Source organism: Variovorax sp. LARHSF232, assembly GCF_052871435.1.
The window spans coordinates 138,542-155,847 of sequence record NZ_JBIXJS010000004.1 but is presented as its reverse complement, the minus strand read 5'-3'; the positions used below and the strand labels follow the sequence as shown (position 1 = coordinate 155,847).

Below are 17,306 nucleotides of genomic sequence, written 5' to 3'. Positions count from 1 at the left end.
AAATTCAAACATATTTGCGCAACCGGATGAAAGCCGCCGCCCCCCGAAAGACGCGCGCAGCGCCCCGAAAGACCGGCGCGCCGCCAGCCAGCAAGACCGCCCCGCCCGCCCGCACGCCGCGCCCCGGCGGCCAGGCGACGCGCCAGCATCTGCTGGAAACCGCCGGCCAGCTCTTTGCCGAACGTGGCTTCGCCGAAGGCACCACCAAGGAGATCGCACAGCGCGCCGGCACGCCGATGGCGTCGATCAACTACCACTTCGGCAGCCGCGAAGGTCTTTACGAAGCGGTGCTGATCGAGGCGCACCGCCAGATCGTCAACCTGGACGAACTGCTGGCCATCGCGCAGGACGCCGATGTCAGTGCGCAAGACAAGCTGAGCATGGTGCTGGCGCGCGTGGTCGGCATGTCGGCCACGCGCAATGCGCCCTGGGGCTTTCGGGTGATGGTGCGCGAGGTGCTCTCGCCGTCCGCCATGCTGCCCACGCTGGTGGAAAAGGCCGTTCGCCCCAAGGCCGCGGTGATGCGCGCCCTGATCGGCCAGGTGCTGGGCCTGCCCGACAGCCATCCCGCCGTGCAGCGGGCGGTGGCTTTCGTGGTGCTGCCGGCCATCGTGCTGATGGTCGCGCCGCGCGAAGGACCCGAGAAGCTGCTGCCCGCGCTGGTGCAGGACCCGCAGGGCCTGCGGGACGACCTGTTGCGCTACGTCATGGGCGGGCTGCAAGCCATGGCCCATGCGCACCGCGCCGCGCAGCCGGGCCGGCGCTGAGCGGTGACGCGTGCGCTGCACGGCGCGAACTCTGGGCACGGTCCGGTGTCGAACTGGATAGTTCGACTCAAGCCACTCGGGCTTGTAAGAGATGCGCCTTGATTGTGTAGGACTTCGTCTGACGCCGGCCGTGCTCGGTGCCCTGGCCATGGCCTTCGTGCTGGCGGCCGGGTCAGGGCCGGCGCATGCCAGCCCCGAATCGCTGCGCGCCGCCTACCGCGCCCAAGTGACGCCACGCCTCACGCCACCCGAAGCGGAAGCGGCCCGCTACAGCGCGATGGCACTGACAGCGCTGCGCGAGGCCGGCGCCTCCCTTTCGCGGGCGCAGTACCTGGTGCTGGTCGACCGCAATCCGCGCGTGCAAGCCATCTTCATCTACTGGGTCGCAGCGAATGGGCAGGCGGCCCAGCTGATTGGCGCCTCGCCGGTGTCCACCGGACGACCGGGCAAGTTCGACCACTTCGAAACGCCGCTGGGCGTCTTTGCGCATGCGCCCGACAACCCGGACTACCGGGCCGAAGGCACCTACAACGCGAACGGCATCCGCGGTTTCGGCGCCAAGGACATGCGCGTCTTCGACCTGGGCTGGCAGCAGGCGCGGCGGCTATGGGGCAATGGCGGCATGGGCACCATGCGCCTCTTGATGCACGCCACGGATCCGCGGCGCCTGGAGCCGCGGCTGGGCACGGTGCAGTCCAAGGGCTGCATCCGCATGCCGGCCTCGCTGAACCGTCTGCTCGACCAATACGGCGTGCTGGACGCCGACTACCTGGCGCTGCAGGCCGACGGTGTGCCGCAGTGGGTGCTGCCGGCACGCCAGCAGCCGGAAGCGGATGCAGGCCGCTACGTGGTGGTGGTCGACTCGCAAGCCAGCCGCCGGCCGGCCTGGTCGCAGCCGGTGCGCGCGGCGCCGCGCAAGTGAAGGCGACGGGCGCCGCCGCGCCACGCCGCTGCCCGGGAAAGTTGCCATGATGGCAACATGAGCCGGCCCGCATCCACCCATCCCACCACGCCAACGCCGCCCGCGGCGCCCCGCCCGCCTGCAGGCCGGGACGAGGGCTGGCAGCGCTGGCTGCCGGGCCTGCAGGTACTGCGTGGCTACCAGTTGGAATGGCTGCGCCGCGACCTCGCCGCCGGGCTGGTGCTGACCACCATGCTGGTGCCGGTGGGCATCGCCTACGCCGAGGCCTCCGGCGTGCCGGCCATCCACGGTCTTTACGCGACCATCGTGCCGCTTCTGGTCTACGCCCTGTTCGGGCCCAGCCGCATCCTGGTGCTGGGGCCCGATTCCTCGCTGGCCGCCCTGATCCTGGCGGTGGTGCTGCCGCTGTCGGGCGGCGACCCGGCACGCGCGGTGGCGCTGGCCGGCGCCATGGCCCTGGTGGCCGGCGGCGTCTGCGTGCTGGCCGGGCTGGCGCGGGCTGGCTTCGTCACGGAGCTTTTCTCCAAGCCGATCCGCTACGGCTACATGAACGGCATCGCGCTCACTGTGCTGATCAGCCAGGTGCCCAAGCTGCTGGGCTTCTCCATCGAGAGCGACGGTCCGCTGCGAAATCTGTGGGCCATCGTGCAGGCAGCGCTGCAGGGCAAGACGCAGCTGGCGAGCTTCCTGGTGGGGGGCGGAACGCTGTTGGCCATCCTGCTGCTCAAGCGCAGCCGGCGGCTGCCCGGCGTGCTGATCGCGGTGGTGGGTGCCACGCTGGTGGTGGGCCTGGGCGGCCTGGCCGCGCAGGGCGTGAAGGTGCTGGGACCGGTGCCGCAGGGACTGCCGGCCTTTGCCATTCCGTGGATCAGCACGGCCGACCTGGGGCCGGTGCTGCTGGGCGGCCTGTCGATCGCACTGGTCTCGTTTGCCGACACCAGCGTGCTGTCGCGCGTCTATGCGGCGCGCCAGCGCGCCTACGTGAACCCGAACCAGGAGCTGGTGGGCCTGGGCATGGCCAACCTGGCAGCCGGCTTCTTCCAGGGCTTTGCGATCAGCAGCAGCTCTTCGCGCACGCCGGTGGCCGAGGCCGCGGGCGCGAAGACGCAGCTGACCGGCGTGGTCGGCGCGCTGGCCGTGGCGCTGTTGCTGGTGGCCGCGCCCAATCTTCTTGGCAACCTGCCGCACAGCGCGCTGGCGGCGGTGGTGATCGCATCGGCCATCGGCCTCATCGAGGTGCGCGATCTGCTGCGCATCCATCGCATGCAGCCCTGGGAGTTCTGGTTGTCGATCGTCTGCACGGCCGGCGTGATGGTGTTCGGCGCCATCGAGGGCATCGGCCTGGCGATCGTGATCGCGGTGATCGAATTCCTGTGGGATGCCTGGCGTCCGCATTTCGCGGTGCTGGGTCGTGCCGAAGGCGTGAAGGGCTATCACGACATCACGCGCTATCCGGATGCGCGGCAGGTTCCGGGGCTGGTGCTGTTCCGCTGGGACGCCCCCTTGTTCTTCGCCAACGCCGAGCTGTTTCACGAGCGGGTGCTCGATGCAGTGGCCGCCGCGCCCGAGCCCGTGCGCTGGCTGGTGGTGGCGGCCGAGCCGGTGACCAGCGTGGACGTGACCTCGGCCGACATGCTGGCCGAGCTCGACGAACAACTGCAGGCGGCCGGTACCGAGCTGTGCGTGGCCGAGATGAAGGACCCGGTGAAGGACAAGCTCAAGCGCTTCGGCCTGTTCACGCGGCTGGGTGAAGAGGCCTTCTTTCCGACGGTGGGCGCCGCGGTCAGCGCCTACCTGAAGACCCATCCGGTGGACTGGGTGGATTGGGAAGACAAGCCGGAAAAGAAGACGCCATGACCACCGCGATGCGCGCCATGGCACTGTCCGCCATCGGCCGGCCGCTTGCCCTGCAGCGGCGCCCCCTGCCCGAGCCGGCGGCCGGCGAAATGCGCCTGCGCGTGCTGGCCTGCGCGGTTTGCCGGACCGATCTGCACGTGGTCGACGGCGACCTGGACTTGCCGCATCTGCCCATCGTGCCCGGCCATGAGGTGGTGGCCGAGGTCGAGGCGCTGGGCGCGGGTGTCTCGGCGCACCGCGTGGGCGATCGTGTCGGCGTTGCCTGGCTGGGCCATAGCTGCGGCCACTGCAGTTTCTGCATGCGCGGCAACGAGAACCTGTGCGACACGCCCCGCTTCACCGGCCTGCACCGCGATGGCGGCTTTGCCAGCCACCTGGTGGCAGAGGCCGATTTCTGCCTGCCCCTGGGCGCCCTGGCGCGCGAGGATCCTGCCCATGTCGCGCCCTTCATGTGCGCCGGCCTGATCGGCTGGCGCAGCCTCAAGGCGGCCGGCGCCGATGCACGGCGCCTGGGCCTGTATGGCTTTGGCGCCGCCGCGCACCTGATCGCGCAGGTGGCCCAGGCGCAGGGACGCGAGGTCTTTGCCTTCACGCGCGCCGGCGACAGCGCCGGCCAGCAGTTCGCGCGCTCGCTGGGCGCCGTGTGGGCGGGCAGCTCGGATGAACGGCCCCCGGCGCCGCTGGACGCCGCCATCCTCTTCGCCCCGGTTGGCGCGCTGGTGCCGGCGGCCCTGCGCGCGGTTCGCAAGGGCGGGCGCGTGGTGTGCGGCGGCATCCACATGAGCGACATCCCGTCGTTTCCCTACCGGCTGCTGTGGGAAGAGCGGCAGGTGGTCTCGGTGGCCAACCTGACGCGCGCCGATGCGCACGAGTTCTTGGCGCAGGTGCAGGCGCAGCCGCCGCGGGTGCACGTCACCACCTATGCGCTGGAGCAGGCCAACGAAGCGCTGGACGATCTGCGTGCCGGTCGGCTCAACGGCGCGGCGGTGCTGCTGCCTTGAGTTCAGCATCCGGCATCTGGTGGCCGGCGTCGGCGATGACTTTTGCCCATCGGCGAATGGTGGCGCGAAGCCTGCGCTGCGCCACATCGTCCAGCGGCATGTCGGCCGTCAGGTCGAGGGCCTGGGCCAGCTGGACGTAGCCGTGCTGGAGTAGCGCCATGCAGAACTGGCGATCCTTGTCCCGAGCCGCCGCAGCCTTGGACATGAAGAGATCGACGACGTCCAGGCAGTAGCCCACCCGGTCGTTCGTCGCGGCGCTCTGTACCCGATGCACGCGATCCAGCCAGCCTGAGGGCAGGATGGCTGTCTCAGGTCCAACGCCTTGAGCATAGTAGCCGTAGGTCTCGTGGAATTGCGAGCCTTCGCCCAGAGCGCCTTCGATCTTCTCCGCCAATTCGGGGACATGCAGGGGATAGATGTCCGCCTCCGCCGACATGGTGAAGACTTCTTCTGGATTCGGTACGGGTCCCAGGATCGACTGGCTGCCAACGATCATGAACTCGTACTGGTCCGTCACATCGCCGCTGGCGCGAATGATGTGCTCGAGCTCTTCCCGGGTCATGGTGCGACCTCGCTCAGGGCGTCGCCTAGCAGCACGCCCTTCTTGAGCCCCCTCACTTGAGCAAGAACACTTTGACGAATTTTCTCTGGGAGCACGGCGGTCAACGGGGAAGCCTGACGGAGCTCCTGCGCGCGTCGGGTGCGCCCCAAGACCTTGCGCCATTTGCCGTGGGCCAGGACGTCTTGCCATTCCTTCCACAGGTCGCTGGAGCGAGCGTTGTCGGAAAGAAGCCAGCGTTGCAGCGTTTCCTCGGCCCGGTGCAGCAGGGCCGGGTCGGAACGCAGGAGGCGGACGGCCTCTTCGTGCAGCGCCAGGCTTTGCAGGTCCTGCACCTGATGGCGGGATTCATCGGCCGAGACCAGCACTTGCACGACGGGCCGTGCGCGACGGGACTGTGCGGCGGCAGTTCCGCGCGGTGCAGGTTGCATGATGTCGCCGCACAGTAGCGCCAGTTCGCCGCTGATGCCCAGGACCGACATCACTCGCAGATAGGTCCCCATGGAAGGCCCCGGATCGCCGGCCTCGACAGCACTGAGCGTCGTGCGCGAAATGCCCACGCGCCGGGCCATTTCGACCGTGCCAAGGCCCTGCGCCTTGCGAAGGCGCTTGAGCCTGTCGCCAAGCTGCAGTAGCAGTTGGCGCTCCAAAACAATCGTGCTGCTCGGGGCGTTCATTTGACCATTATTTTAGACAACTTATGAATATTTGTCTAACAATACGGACAACTCAACGATCGCCTACCCGCAAGCCCCCACATGCCCGCAAGCCGTGCAGAAATCGCAGCCGTCCTTGCGGATCATGGCGGCGTTGCCGCATTCGGGGCAGCGTGCGCCCGCCATGGGCGCGGGTGGCGCCGCGCCGCTCCTGCCGTCCGCGTCCGAAGACGGCGCCTGCAGGATGCCCATTGGCGAGAGCGGATAGCCCTCTTCGTCCAGCACGCCCAGCATGGCGTAGCGGTGAATCACCAGCCGCGCCAGATAGGCCACGGTGGACGGCCAGACCTGCTGGCGCTGCTGCCCCGGCGGCAGGTCGGGCACGAAGGCCATGAAGTGGCCCAGCGGCTCGGCGTAGTTCAAGAGCTTGCGCAGCTTCATGCCGATCCAGGCCGGATCCAGCACCCGCATGTCCAATGACAGGATGCGCGCCAGGCCATCGAGCGCGCGCGGATGGTTGCCTGACAGGCCGATCGCGCAGGGCCTGGCCACGCGGCCGCCCTGCCCCGCACCTTGCGCATCTGGGAGCAGCACCTCCTTGAGCGTGAGGGTGAAGGATTCGTCGCTCGCCGGGTTGTTCACGTCCACCGCCCAGGCCAGGGTGCCGTTGGGCCCGGTCTCGGGCTCCTCGCGGCTGAACAGCGCGTCGATCACCGGCGCGGGCGCGTCCTCTTCGTCATCCCACAGCCCGAGCTGCTCGCAGCGCCAGCGGATCACGGCCGCGGTGGCCGCCACCACGCCGGGAAAGCGGCGCGGCTCGCCGTGCGGCGGAAAAGGCATCTCGAAGGCGCGCTCCTCCTGCACGGTGGCCAGCAGGTCGAGCTTCAGCCGCATCCAGGTCGGGTCCTTGGCGCGCAGGTCCATCGACAAGGTCTTGGCCAGCGCACCCAGGCCGCGCGGCTGCTCGGCGCCATTGATCCAGACTTCGAAGGGCGCCGTGCGGCCGTCCTCCGGCAACTCGCCGATGAACAGCGCGAACTCGCCGAAGGGATGGCGGATCATGTAGCTCCAGGCGGCATTGCCGGCCGGCAGGTCGGGCCGCCCGGGCCAGCGCAGCGAGGCCAGCACCGGTTGCGGCGCGCGCGCGAGCACCAGGCGGCCGTCGGGCGCGGCAGTGTCCAGCGCCATGGCGGCGCTCTCCTGCTGCGCCGCTGCTGCCGGCGGATGCACCATCAGCACCGAGCCCAGCACCGCATTCGGCCGGTAGGTGGCCAGGCCCTTCAGGCCCGACTTCCAGGCGCGCAGGTACAGGCTCTTGAATTCCTCGTAGGGATAGTCGGCCGGCACGTTCACCGTCTTGGAGATGGCGGTGTCGATGCAGGGCGAGACCGCGGCCACCATCTTCTCGTGCGCCTGCGTGCCGAGCTCCAGCGCGGTGACGAAGGCGGGCGTGAGCGGCGCGTCCTCGCCCTTGCGGTGCCGGTACAGGCGCCAGGCGTGGTCTTCCACCGCGTACTCCTGGAACTGGCCTTCGGCCCCGCGCTTGCGCCGCGTGTAGCGCCAGGAGAACGGCGGCTCGATGCCGTTGCTGGCGTTGTCGGCAAAGGCCAGGCTGATGGTGCCGGTGGGCGCGATCGACAGCAGGTGCGAGTTGCGCAGTCCCGCGGTGCGGATGCGTTCTTTCAGCGGCGCCGGCAGGCGCGAGGCAAAGGTGCCGCGGCTGAGCAGCAGGTCGGCGTTGAAAAGCGGAAAAGCGCCGCGCTCGATGGCAAGGTCGACCGATGCGCCATACGCCGAATCACGCATCTGCTCGGCGATGCGGCGTGCCATGGCGCGCGCAGCATCGCTGTCGTAGTGCAGGCCCAGCATCACCAGCGCGTCGCCCAGGCCGGTGAAGCCCAGGCCGATGCGGCGTTTGCGGCGCGCTTCCTCCTGCTGCTGGGCCAGCGGCCAGACGCTGAGCTCCAGCACGTTGTCGAGCATGCGAACGGCGATCTGCACCAGCTGCACGAAGCCCTCTTCGTCAAAGCGCGCCTGGGACTCGAAGGCTTCGCGCACGAAGCGCGTCAGGTCGATCGAGCCCAGGCAGCAGCAGCCGTAGGGCGGCAACGGCTGCTCGCCGCAGGGGTTGGTGGCGGCGATGGTCTCGCAGTACGACAGGTTGTTGTCGATGTTGATGCGGTCCAGGAACAGCACGCCCGGCTCGGCGTGATCGTAGGTGGACTGCATGATCTGTTCCCACAGATCGCGCGCCGCCAGGGTGCGATAGACCCACACCCCGTCCTTGCGCTGGAAGGCGCCGGCAGCCGCCAGGCGCGGGCCGGGCGCGGCGCGGTGCACCAGCTCCACCGGCCGGTCTTCCTCCACCGCCTGCATGAAGGTATCGGTCAGCGCCACCGAGATGTTGAAGTTGGACAGGTCGCCCGCGTCCTTGGCGTGGATGAATTCTTCGATGTCCGGGTGGTCGCAGCGCAGCACGCCCATCTGCGCGCCGCGCCGCGCGCCGGCCGACTCCACCGTTTCGCAGGAGCGGTCGAACACCCGCATGTAGGACACCGGCCCCGACGCGCTCGACTGTGTGCTCGCCACCCAGGCGCCGCGCGGCCGGATGCGCGAGAAGTCGTAGCCCACGCCGCCGCCGCGCCGCATGGTCTCGGCGGCCTCGGTCAGCGCCACGTAGATGCCGGGGTGGCCGTCCTCCGCCTCCGCAATGGAGTCGCCCACCGGCTGCACGAAGCAGTTGATCAGGGTGGCGCTCAGCGCGGTGCCTGCCGCCGACTGGATGCGGCCGGCCGGCAAGAAGCCGTCCCGCTGGGCCGCCAGGAAGCGCGCCTCCCAGGCCGTGCGCTGCTCGGGCTTTTCGACCTGCACCAGCGCATGGGCAAGACGGCGCCGCACGTCGTCGACGCTGCGCTCGGCGCCCTTGGCGTACTTTTCCAGCAGCACTTCCTGGCTGATGGGCTGCGGCGGCAGCTGCAACGGTGCACCCGCAGCCGCAGCCGACGCAAGCGTCTTGTCGTTCAGTTCAGGCATCGAGCGGAACGCCGCCGCCGAAGCGGGCGATCCAGCTATCCCACAGCTCGCGCTGAAAGTTGCTGGCCATGCCCTGCCAGCTGGACAGCAGCTTCAGTTGCTCCTGCTGGGCCTGCAGCGCCAGGGCAGTGCAGGCCGACTGCCAGGCCAGGATCGAAGGCAGGACGCCATCACCCACCAGGGGCGGCATCCACTGGATTTGTTCGTCGGTCATGGGACATTTTTAGACGATCCACCGGCCACTGCAAGGGCGCGTTTTTTCAGCGCCACATGAAAGACTTGTAGTGGGTTGTTGCCATGGTGTGCTTCAACAACACGCTGTGTTGGGTTTCCCCGACTGACGGGAACCCGTCTGCGCTCGAGGTGGCTTAGGCTGTCGCGTTTTCGTCGCGCGGCCCTGGAGCCGCATCCCCACAGGAGGAACAACACCCATGAATCTTGTCGCCAACATCGATTGGGACCGCTGGGCCGCGCCCGCACTGCACGGCCTGCGCATCGTGCTCATTCTCGTGATCGCGTGGATCTCGATCCGCGTCCTGCAGCGCGCCGTGCGCGCGGTGCGCATGCGCGTGGAAAGGCGCATGGGCGAAGCCGAGGGCACGGGGCGCGCCGCCACGCTGGGGCGCGTGCTGCGCTACCTGATCGCGGTGGTGGTCGGCACCGTGGCCATCATGCTGGTGCTGGGCGAGCTGGGCGTGTCGCTGGCCCCGATCCTTGGCGCCGCCGGTGTGGTCGGCCTGGCCATCGGCTTTGGCGCGCAGAGCCTGGTGAAGGACTACTTCACCGGCTTCTTCCTGTTGCTGGAAGACCAGATCCGCACCGGCGACATCGTCACCATCGCCGGCATCAGCGGCTCGGTGGAAGACATCACGCTGCGCCATGTGCGCCTGCGCGACTACGACGGCAACGTCCATTTCGTTCCCAACAACCTCATCACCACCGTGACCAACATGACGCGCAGCTTCGCGTTTGCGGTGATGGACGTGGGCGTGGCCTACCGCGAGAACGTGGACGAGGTGATGCAGGTGATGCGCCAGGTGGGCCGCTGGATGCGGGCCGATGAAGCCTATGCCGACCTGATCCTGGAAGACCTGGAGATCGCCGGCGTGGAAAGCCTGGGCGCCAGCTCGGTGGTGGTGCGCTGCCGCTTCAAGGTGGCGCCGATGCAGCAGTGGACCGTGCGGCGCGAATACCTGCGGCGGGTGAAGGCTGCCTTCGACGACCAGGGCATCGAGATTCCTTACCCGCACCTCACGGTGTACGCCGGCGTCGACAAGAAGGGCGATGCGCCGGTGCTGCCGCTGCGCATGGCGCGCCAGGCGGCCAACAACGGCGCACGCCAGCCGGCCGCCTAGCGGAGCGCGTACGGTGTTTCCCCTGAGTCTGCTGCGGGCTGAATGACAGCTTGGCTCCCTAGGATTTGTTTGGCGGCGCACCCCGCGCCCAACCCCAACAATCCGGAGACCAGGCCATGCATTCGTCCTCTATCGCCCTTCGCCGCCGTGCGGTGCTCGTCGCCGCCGCGTTGGCGCTCGCCGGCTGCAGCAGCGTCGGCCCCAAGCCCGCTGCGCCCGACCTCCATGTCATGACCTCGGGCGGCTTCACCGCCGCCTACAACGATTTGCGGCCCGGCTTTGAAAAGGCCAGCGGCCGAACGGTCAAGACCGCCTATGGCGCCTCGATGGGCAATGCAAGCGATTCGATTCCCAGCCGGCTGGGCCGCGGAGAGCCGGCGGACGTCGTGATCCTCGCGCGGCCGGCGCTCGATGCGCTGGTCGAACAAGGCAGGGTGGCGCCCGGCAGCCAGGTCGACCTGGTGCGCTCGAGCATCGGCTTCGCCGTCAGAAAGGGCGCGCCCAAGCCCGACATCAGCACGGTCGAGGCGCTCAAGCGCACCCTGATTGCCGCGCCCTCCATTGCCTATTCGGCGAGCGCGAGCGGCACCTACTACGAGACCGAACTGCTCAAGAAGCTCGGCATCGAGGCGCAGGTCAAGCCCAAGAGCAAGCGCATCCTCAGCGAGCGCGTGGGCACCGTCGTGGCGCGCGGCGACGCGGAGCTTGGCTTGCAGCAGGTGAGCGAACTGCTGCCGATCGAAGGCATCGACTATGTGGGTCCGCTGCCGGCGGAAGTCCAGCGGGTCACCGTGTTCTCGGCAGGGATCGCCACCGGCTCGAAGCAGCCCGAGGCGGCGCGGGAACTGATCCGCTACCTGAACTCGCCGGCTGCCGCGCCGACCATTGCCAAGACAGGGCTCGAACCGATTCCTGCTCGCTGAAGCGATGCGAGCTAGTTGACACCGCGCCGGTAGAAGAGCAGCGAGCCGGCCAGGGCGAGCAGCATCGCGCCGCAGCAGCGGTCCAGCCACAGCACGGCGCGCCGGTGCAGCCAGCGTACCGCGCGCGCCCCTACTGCCGCATAGCCCAGCATCACGATGAAATCCAGACCGGCGAACACCAGGCCAATGACCAGGTACTGCGGCCACTGCGCTGCTGCCGGCTCGATGAACTGCGGCAGCAGCGCGGAGCAGAACAGGTAGCCCTTGGGGTTGGTCACCGCCACCAGGAAGCTCTTGGCGAAAACACGGCGCGGCGCGGCCTGCGCGTCTGCCATGCCGGGCTCGGGCATTTGCAGCGAGCCGCTGGAGCGCAGCATCTTCCAGCCGATCCAGGCCAGATAGGCCGCGCCCACCCACTTGAGCACGGAGAACCAGAACTCCGAGGCGGCGAGCAGCGCGCCGAGCCCCAGCGCCACCGCGCCCACCAGCACGAAATCCGAGACGACCGCGCCGAGCATGCCCGGCAGCGAACGCCGCACGCCGAAGCGCGAACCGTTGGCCAGGGCCAACAGTACTGTGGGTCCGGGCGTGGCAATGGCCACCAGCGCGACCAGGGCGAAGAGCGTCAGCGTGGCAGCGCTCGACGCGGTCTGGAAAGCAAGCAACAGGTCCATGGCAAAGGTTGCAGGGCGCGGGTGGAACGGCGAGGGGCGCATCCTGCTGGAGCGGCGCCGATCTGGCAAGCCGGGCGCTTGATGCGAGGGTAAGCACATGCGCTTTGCAGACACACTTATTTACGTACGTGAAAAAGTTGGTTTACTTTTAGTAACGATCGAACCAAACTGACCATTGCCTTCATGTACCTTTGTCACATGGTGTGTCCAAGGCTACCGGGCGCTCTCTCGCGTGAAAGGAAAATCCGCATGTCTACTCCCCTCGTGGTCGGCCAGGTCCTCTCGCCTACCTATTCGCTCGGGTTGATTGGGCTGTCCTACCTGATCTCATTCGCGGGTTCCCTCACGGCATTGATGTGTGCGCGCCGCATGGTTCGCTCCGACGGCAAGACCCAGTTCTCCATGCTGGCCTGCGCCGCGGTGGCCCTGGGCGGCATCGGCATCTGGTCGATGCACTTCATCGGCATGCTGGCCTACAAGCTGCCGGTCAGCATCCGTTACGACATGGTGCTCACCGGCATCTCGCTGGCGGCGGCGATCCTGATCTCCGGCATCGCCCTCTACTTGGCGGGCGGCCGGCGCAAGTTCAGCCGGCCGGGCTGGCTGGCCGCCAGCCTGTTGGCCGGGCTGGGCGTGTGCGTGATGCACTACATGGGCATGTTCGCGATGAACATGCGCGCCTCGATGGAATTCGACCTCGCGATCGTCGCGCTGTCGGTGGCCATTGCCATCACGGCAGCTGCGGCTGCGTTGTGGCTGGCCTTCAACCTGAACAACCTGATCCATCAATTGATCGCCGCGGCGGTGATGGGCCTGGCGGTCTGCACCATGCACTACGTCGGCATGAGCGCCGCGGACATGATCTGCATCGCGGCCAGCCCGGCACGCAGCCTGGCGGTCGGCGGCAGCGACCTGGTGCTCAGCGTGTTCGCCATGGTGGGTATCGTGCTGATCCTGATCTACTGGGTGATGACCGACGTCGACCAGCGGGCCAGGCCGGCGATGGCGGCGGCGCGCTGAAGGGCTGAAACTGAAAAGCGGCGCCCGATGGCGCCGCTTTTTTCTCAGGTCGACGCCGCTCGAAAATGGCGAAAATGGCTATTGACGCTCTGGAGAAAATAGCCATGCAGATCACAGCAACGGAGGCCAGGAACCGCTTTGCCTACTACCTCAGCCAGGCGGAGCGCGAGCCGGTTCAAATCGTCAAGAACGACCGCGTCGCAGGCGTCATCGTGTCAGCGGCGCTTTATGCGCAGCTCGAAGCGCTCGAACAGAAGCGTTCGATCAGCCAGCGGCGGCGCGATTTCGAGCAAAAGTACCAGGACTGGATCGCGCAGCAGAACGACCTGGTCGAGCGCGTCGGCATCGTCGGCGAAGAGTTCCGCACCTGGTGAGCGCGCGTGGCGCTGTCAGCCGCGATGCGGCAGATAGCGCACCGACAACACGCCGTCGATGGCCGCGAGTTCGGCGAGCAAGGCATCGCTCACCCGGCTGTCCACGTCCACCAGCGTGTAGGCCATGTCGCCGCGCGACTTGTTCACCATGTTGTGGATGTTGAGCCCGGCGCGCGCCATCGCGGTGGAGATCTGGCCCAGCATGTTGGGCACATTCGCGTTGGCAATCGCCACGCGGAAAGCCGACTCGCGCGCCATGCTCACCGCAGGAAAGTTGACAGCGTTGCTGATGTGGCCGTCTTCCAGGTAGCCGCGCAGCTGCTCGGCCACCATCACCGCGCAGTTGTCCTCGGCCTCGCGGGTGCTGGCGCCCAGGTGCGGCAGGCAGATCACGCGCTCGTGCCGCAGCAGCGCCTCGCTCGGAAAATCGCATACATAGACACCGAGCTGCCCTGCGTCCAGCGCCACCAGGGCCGCTTCGTCGCTCACCACGCCCTGGCGCGAAAAGTTGAGCAGCACCGCGCCGCGCTGCATCAGGCCGATGTTCTCGGCGTTCACCAAATGCTGCGTGCTCTCGAGCAGCGGCACGTGCAGCGTGACGAACTGGGCGCTGCGCAGCACCTCGGCCACGCTGGCCGCGCGCCTGACCTGCGATGGCAGGCTCCAGGCGGCGTCCACCGTGATGTCCGGGTCATGGCCCAGCACATCCATACCCAGCTTGATGGCCGCATCGGCCACCAGGCAGCCGACCTTGCCCAGGCCGACGATGCCCAGCGTCCGGCCAGACAGCTCGAAGCCGGCGAAGGCGGCCTTGCCCTGCTCCACCGTCTTGTCCAGCTCGCCCCGCCCCGCGCCCAGCTCGCCGACGAAGCGCAGCGCACCCGACAGGTTGCGCGCCGCCATCAGCATGCCGGCCAGTACCAGCTCCTTCACCGCATTGGCATTGGCGCCGGGCGTGTTGAAGACCGGCACGCCGCGGGCGCTCATGGCCGCCACCGGAATGTTGTTGGTGCCGGCGCCGGCGCGGCCGATGGCGCGCACGCTGGCCGGGATCTCCATGCCATGCATGTCGGCCGAGCGCACCAGCACTGCGTCGGGCAAGGCCAGGTCCTTGGCCGCGACATAGCGTTCGGCCGGCAGGCGCGCCAGGCCCTTGGGCGAAATCCCGTTGAGCACCAGGACCCGGAAGCGACCCGCCTGCGGCTCCTCATCCGCCATGGCGCGCCTCGAAGTCCTTCATGTAGTCGACCAGCGCGGCCACTGCCGAAAGCGGCAGCGCGTTGTAGAGCGAGGCGCGCATGCCGCCCACCGAGCGGTGCCCCTTGAGCTGCACCAGGCCGCGCTCGTCGGCTCCCTTGAGAAAGGCTTCGTCGAGCGAAGGAACCTTCAGCTTGAAGGGCACGTTCATCAGCGAGCGGTCCGCCAGTGCCACCGGGTTGAAGAAGAAAGACGTGCTGTCCAGGTGCTTGTACAAGAGCGCCGCCTTCTCGCGGTTGCGCGCCTCGATGGCCGCCAGTCCGCCTTGCGCCTGCATCCAGCGCAGCACCAGGCCGACGATGTAGATGGCGTAGGTGGGCGGCGTGTTGTACATCGAGTCGGCCTCGGCCTGGACCTTGTAGTCGAAGGCCGAAGGCGTGATCGGCAGCGCCTGCCCGACGAGGTCTTCGCGCACGATCACGATGGTGACGCCGGCCGGGCCCACGTTCTTCTGCGCGCCGGCGTAGATGAGGCCGTAGCGCTTGACGTCGACTGGACGCGACATGAAGTCGCTCGACATGTCCGCCACCAGCGGCACCTGGCCGGTGTCGGGCGTGAAGTGGTATTGAACCCCGCCGATGGTCTCGTTCGAGCAGATGTGGACGTAGGCCGCATCGGGGTCGAGCTGCCAGCGCTCGCGCGCCGGCACGTGGGTGTAGCCATCGGCTGCGCTGCTGGCCACGATGTGCACCTGGGCGTACTTCTTGGCCTCCTTGATCGACTTGAGCGACCACTCGCCGGTGTCGACGAAGTCGATGCCGGCATGGCCGCGCAGCAGGTTCATCGGCACGATGGCGTTCTGCCCGATCGCGCCGCCCTGCAGGAACAGCACCTTGTAGCTGGCCGGCACGCCCAAGAGCTCGCGCAGCAGCTTCTCCGCCTCGGCCTGAATGGCGATGTATTCCTTGCCGCGATGGCTCATCTCCATCACCGACATGCCGCTGCCGTGCCAGTCGAGCATTTCCTCGGCGGCTTGGCGCAGCACCACCTCCGGCAAGGTGGCGGGGCCGGGGCTGAAGTTGAAGACACGCTTCGCGGTCGTGGTGGTCGTCGTCATCGGATGCACCTCCAAGCCATTGGCAAGGAGCGAATTGGGCAGGACGGCATCGCAAATTGCAACGCCCCTCGTTTGACGACCATGCAAACGAAAGCAATACTGATTGCCCGCCTGCCCATCCGAGGGGAGCAAGCCCATGCGTTCTCTCATGCAACTCATCCTGGCGCGGCGCCATTTGCGCCACTTGCCGGCCGCACTGGCACTGATGTGCGCCCTGCCCTTGGCACGCGCCAGCGACGACGATGCCATGCGCCTGGCCACCATGAGCGAGAGCGAACTGGATGCCGGCATGCAAAGCGGCGTGCAGGTGGTGCTGCAAAGGGTGCCGCTGCAGATGGATGACCAGTCGGTGCTGGTCGGCGCCGAGTACGAGCCCAGCACCCGCATCGCCACCTACCACTACGTGCAGCCGCGCAGCCTCGACCCGGGCACGCTGCGCAGCCGCCTGACGGCCAAGAACTGCAGCGCGCCCAACACCCGCGCCATGTTGGGCCGCGGAATCAGCTTTCGCCATCTCTATACGGTGGGCACGCGCCAGCTCGGCGTCACGGTGAAAGACAGCGACTGCGCCAGCCGCGGCTGATCCCTTTCTTCAGGGCGCGGTGGCGCGCCCGATCGCGGCGGCCCAGCGTTCCGCCATCGCCGGCGAATTGAAGCAGGTGGTGTCGTGCGAGGCGGTGCACACCGCACGCTCCAGCAGCTGGATGTCGGCCTCGTGCTGGCGCGCCACGTGCGGGTCTTCGAAGAAGATGGTCTTGTGGCAGCAGCGATCGAGCACCAGCTCGGCGATCTGCGCGTCGCCGCCCATCGGACCGCTCTGGTAACGCGTGACCCAAGGCGTATCGGCCGGCCAGCCGCGCGACCAGGCCAGCTCGTTGAGCAGGCCGCCGGTGGTGCCGGTGCCCACGCGCGCCGAAAAACGGGACAGCAGATCGAAGTGATCGGCCGCAAATTCGAGCATGCGCGGTTTGAGCGCGTCGTGCGCAATCAGCGCCACCGTCTGGCCGGCCAGCGGACGCGCCAGCGCCGCCGCATCGCCCACGCCCGCATGCACGCATTCGACGGCGATCCATTCGGCGGCACCGGCCGCGGTGGAAACGAAAGGCTTGCCGTGAATGACGCACTGGCGCTTGAGCGCCTGCGTCTCCGGGTAGAGCGAGGACGGATCGACCGGGTCCATGAAGTAGATGACGCCGTCCAACGCATGCTCGGGCGCCAGGCCTCCCGCGATGCTGGAGGCCAGCCGCATCACGCCGCCGTCGACGCCCGTGGGCAGGCGCACCAACGGCGCATGCCCGGCCAGAAGGCCGAGCCGCACGAGCGCGTCGTAGGTGCCGCCCACCGCATGCAGGCCCAGGTTCAGCGCGCGGATGCTGCCTTCGCAAGCCCGGGCCCAGCCGGCCAGCGCACCATCGCCATCCTGGCGATGCGTGCGGTGTGCGACCAGGCCGAAACGCATGCGCGCGCCGCTCAAGCAGCCTCGCCCGCCGGCGGCTCGTTCCAGGTGCCCGGATCAGCGGCCCTGGGTTCGCTCCACAGGCAGGGCCCGCACATGGTGGCGGTGTAGACGGTCTTGCCGTCGCGCGTGCCGCTCACCACCGGCGAGCTGCCGCAGATCTCGCATTTGCCGGTGTAGTCGGGCTCGTAGCGGTCGATGGAGGTGATAGGTTCCATTGTCAAACGTCAATCTTGGTTGCGTGGTCCGTGAATTCTTCCATCGCGATGATGAACGCGTGAAGACCAGCCGCTCTCGTTGGTTATGTATTGAACCTATATTCAGGAAGGCAGGCAGAAATGTGCCACTCGAATAAGCGATAAGTTCGCAAGAACCGGACCATAAAAATAGCGTCG

18 protein-coding genes are annotated in these 17,306 nt (G+C 67.9%); 9 read left to right on the top strand and 9 right to left on the bottom strand.

The window, feature by feature from the left end; genetic code table 11:
• Positions 1–26: 26 nt before the first annotated feature.
• From ACIPRI_RS12920 to ACIPRI_RS12905, 4 genes are all read left to right on the top strand, one after another.
• The gene (locus ACIPRI_RS12920; protein ID WP_446621852.1) at positions 27–767 is read left to right on the top strand and encodes a TetR/AcrR family transcriptional regulator; all 741 of its coding nucleotides are present in this window, start codon (positions 27–29) and stop codon (positions 765–767) included.
• A gap of 130 nt (positions 768–897) precedes the next feature.
• Entirely contained in the window at positions 898–1,689 is a 792-nt protein-coding gene (locus ACIPRI_RS12915) for a L,D-transpeptidase family protein (RefSeq protein ID WP_446621851.1), read from the top strand.
• A gap of 57 nt (positions 1,690–1,746) precedes the next feature.
• The gene (locus ACIPRI_RS12910; RefSeq protein WP_446621850.1) at positions 1,747–3,546 is read left to right on the top strand and encodes a SulP family inorganic anion transporter; all 1,800 of its coding nucleotides are present in this window, start codon (positions 1,747–1,749) and stop codon (positions 3,544–3,546) included.
• Positions 3,543–4,547, top strand: a complete 1,005-nt coding sequence (locus ACIPRI_RS12905; RefSeq protein ID WP_446621849.1) for a zinc-dependent alcohol dehydrogenase family protein — start codon at positions 3,543–3,545, stop codon at positions 4,545–4,547. Before ACIPRI_RS12910 ends, ACIPRI_RS12905 begins: the two co-directional genes overlap by 4 nt.
• Here ACIPRI_RS12905 and ACIPRI_RS12900 read toward each other — a convergent pair.
• The 4 genes from ACIPRI_RS12900 to ACIPRI_RS12885 all read right to left on the bottom strand — a co-directional run bounded on the left by ACIPRI_RS12900 (position 4,519) and on the right by ACIPRI_RS12885 (position 9,009).
• Complete coding sequence (locus ACIPRI_RS12900; RefSeq protein WP_446621848.1) at positions 4,519–5,109, bottom strand: DUF6036 family nucleotidyltransferase; 591 nt, start codon at positions 5,107–5,109, stop codon at positions 4,519–4,521. The genes ACIPRI_RS12905 and ACIPRI_RS12900 overlap by 29 nt on opposite strands.
• Positions 5,106–5,783 carry a helix-turn-helix transcriptional regulator gene (locus tag ACIPRI_RS12895; protein ID WP_446621847.1) on the bottom strand — a complete coding sequence of 226 codons (678 nt, stop codon included), beginning with the start codon at positions 5,781–5,783 and terminating at the stop codon, positions 5,106–5,108. The genes ACIPRI_RS12900 and ACIPRI_RS12895 overlap by 4 nt, the downstream gene beginning before the upstream one ends.
• A gap of 63 nt (positions 5,784–5,846) precedes the next feature.
• Positions 5,847–8,795 (bottom strand): adenosylcobalamin-dependent ribonucleoside-diphosphate reductase, encoded by a 2,949-nt coding sequence (locus ACIPRI_RS12890; RefSeq protein WP_446621846.1) that lies wholly within the window; start codon positions 8,793–8,795, stop codon positions 5,847–5,849.
• Positions 8,788–9,009: a hypothetical protein gene (locus ACIPRI_RS12885; RefSeq protein ID WP_446621845.1), complete on the bottom strand. Its 222-nt coding sequence runs from the start codon at positions 9,007–9,009 to the stop codon at positions 8,788–8,790. The genes ACIPRI_RS12890 and ACIPRI_RS12885 overlap by 8 nt, the downstream gene beginning before the upstream one ends.
• 217 nt (positions 9,010–9,226) lie before the next feature.
• On the opposite strand from ACIPRI_RS12885, the gene ACIPRI_RS12880 reads away from it, so the two are divergent.
• Together ACIPRI_RS12880 and ACIPRI_RS12875 are read left to right on the top strand one after the other, a co-directional pair.
• Positions 9,227–10,150: a mechanosensitive ion channel family protein gene (locus ACIPRI_RS12880; RefSeq protein WP_446621844.1), complete on the top strand. Its 924-nt coding sequence runs from the start codon at positions 9,227–9,229 to the stop codon at positions 10,148–10,150.
• 116 nt (positions 10,151–10,266) lie between these two features.
• Positions 10,267–11,073 (top strand): substrate-binding domain-containing protein, encoded by an 807-nt coding sequence (locus tag ACIPRI_RS12875; RefSeq protein WP_446621843.1) that lies wholly within the window; start codon positions 10,267–10,269, stop codon positions 11,071–11,073.
• Between the two features lie 11 nt (positions 11,074–11,084).
• Here ACIPRI_RS12875 and ACIPRI_RS12870 read toward each other — a convergent pair whose 3' ends face one another.
• Positions 11,085–11,747 carry a LysE family translocator gene (locus ACIPRI_RS12870; protein WP_446621842.1) on the bottom strand — a complete coding sequence of 221 codons (663 nt, stop codon included), beginning with the start codon at positions 11,745–11,747 and terminating at the stop codon, positions 11,085–11,087.
• A gap of 249 nt (positions 11,748–11,996) precedes the next feature.
• On the opposite strand from ACIPRI_RS12870, the gene ACIPRI_RS12865 reads away from it, so the two are divergent.
• The gene (locus ACIPRI_RS12865; RefSeq protein ID WP_446621841.1) at positions 11,997–12,767 is read left to right on the top strand and encodes an MHYT domain-containing protein; all 771 of its coding nucleotides are present in this window, start codon (positions 11,997–11,999) and stop codon (positions 12,765–12,767) included.
• A 104-nt stretch (positions 12,768–12,871) separates the two neighbouring features.
• Positions 12,872–13,141, top strand: coding sequence for a type II toxin-antitoxin system prevent-host-death family antitoxin (locus ACIPRI_RS12860; RefSeq protein WP_446621840.1), 270 nt, complete (start codon positions 12,872–12,874; stop codon positions 13,139–13,141).
• A 15-nt stretch (positions 13,142–13,156) separates the two neighbouring features.
• Here the strand turns inward: ACIPRI_RS12860 and ACIPRI_RS12855 are convergent, their stop codons facing one another.
• Together ACIPRI_RS12855 and serC are read right to left on the bottom strand one after the other, a co-directional pair.
• Complete coding sequence (locus ACIPRI_RS12855; RefSeq protein ID WP_446621839.1) at positions 13,157–14,359, bottom strand: phosphoglycerate dehydrogenase; 1,203 nt, start codon at positions 14,357–14,359, stop codon at positions 13,157–13,159.
• Positions 14,349–15,455 (bottom strand): 3-phosphoserine/phosphohydroxythreonine transaminase, encoded by a 1,107-nt coding sequence (gene serC, locus ACIPRI_RS12850; protein WP_446621838.1) that lies wholly within the window; start codon positions 15,453–15,455, stop codon positions 14,349–14,351. Before serC ends, ACIPRI_RS12855 begins: the two co-directional genes overlap by 11 nt.
• A gap of 136 nt (positions 15,456–15,591) precedes the next feature.
• Here serC and ACIPRI_RS12845 point away from each other — a divergent pair, with 136 nt between their 5' ends.
• Positions 15,592–16,038, top strand: coding sequence for a hypothetical protein (locus tag ACIPRI_RS12845; protein WP_446621837.1), 447 nt, complete (start codon positions 15,592–15,594; stop codon positions 16,036–16,038).
• Between the two features lie 9 nt (positions 16,039–16,047).
• Here the strand turns inward: ACIPRI_RS12845 and ACIPRI_RS12840 are convergent, their stop codons facing one another.
• Together ACIPRI_RS12840 and ACIPRI_RS12835 are read right to left on the bottom strand one after the other, a co-directional pair.
• A complete protein-coding gene (locus ACIPRI_RS12840) occupies positions 16,048–16,929 on the bottom strand; it encodes a methylglyoxal synthase (protein WP_446621836.1) in 882 nt (293 codons plus the stop codon).
• A complete protein-coding gene (locus tag ACIPRI_RS12835; RefSeq protein ID WP_446621835.1) occupies positions 16,926–17,129 on the bottom strand; it encodes a hypothetical protein in 204 nt (67 codons plus the stop codon). The genes ACIPRI_RS12840 and ACIPRI_RS12835 overlap by 4 nt, the downstream gene beginning before the upstream one ends.
• Positions 17,130–17,306 lie beyond the last annotated feature (177 nt).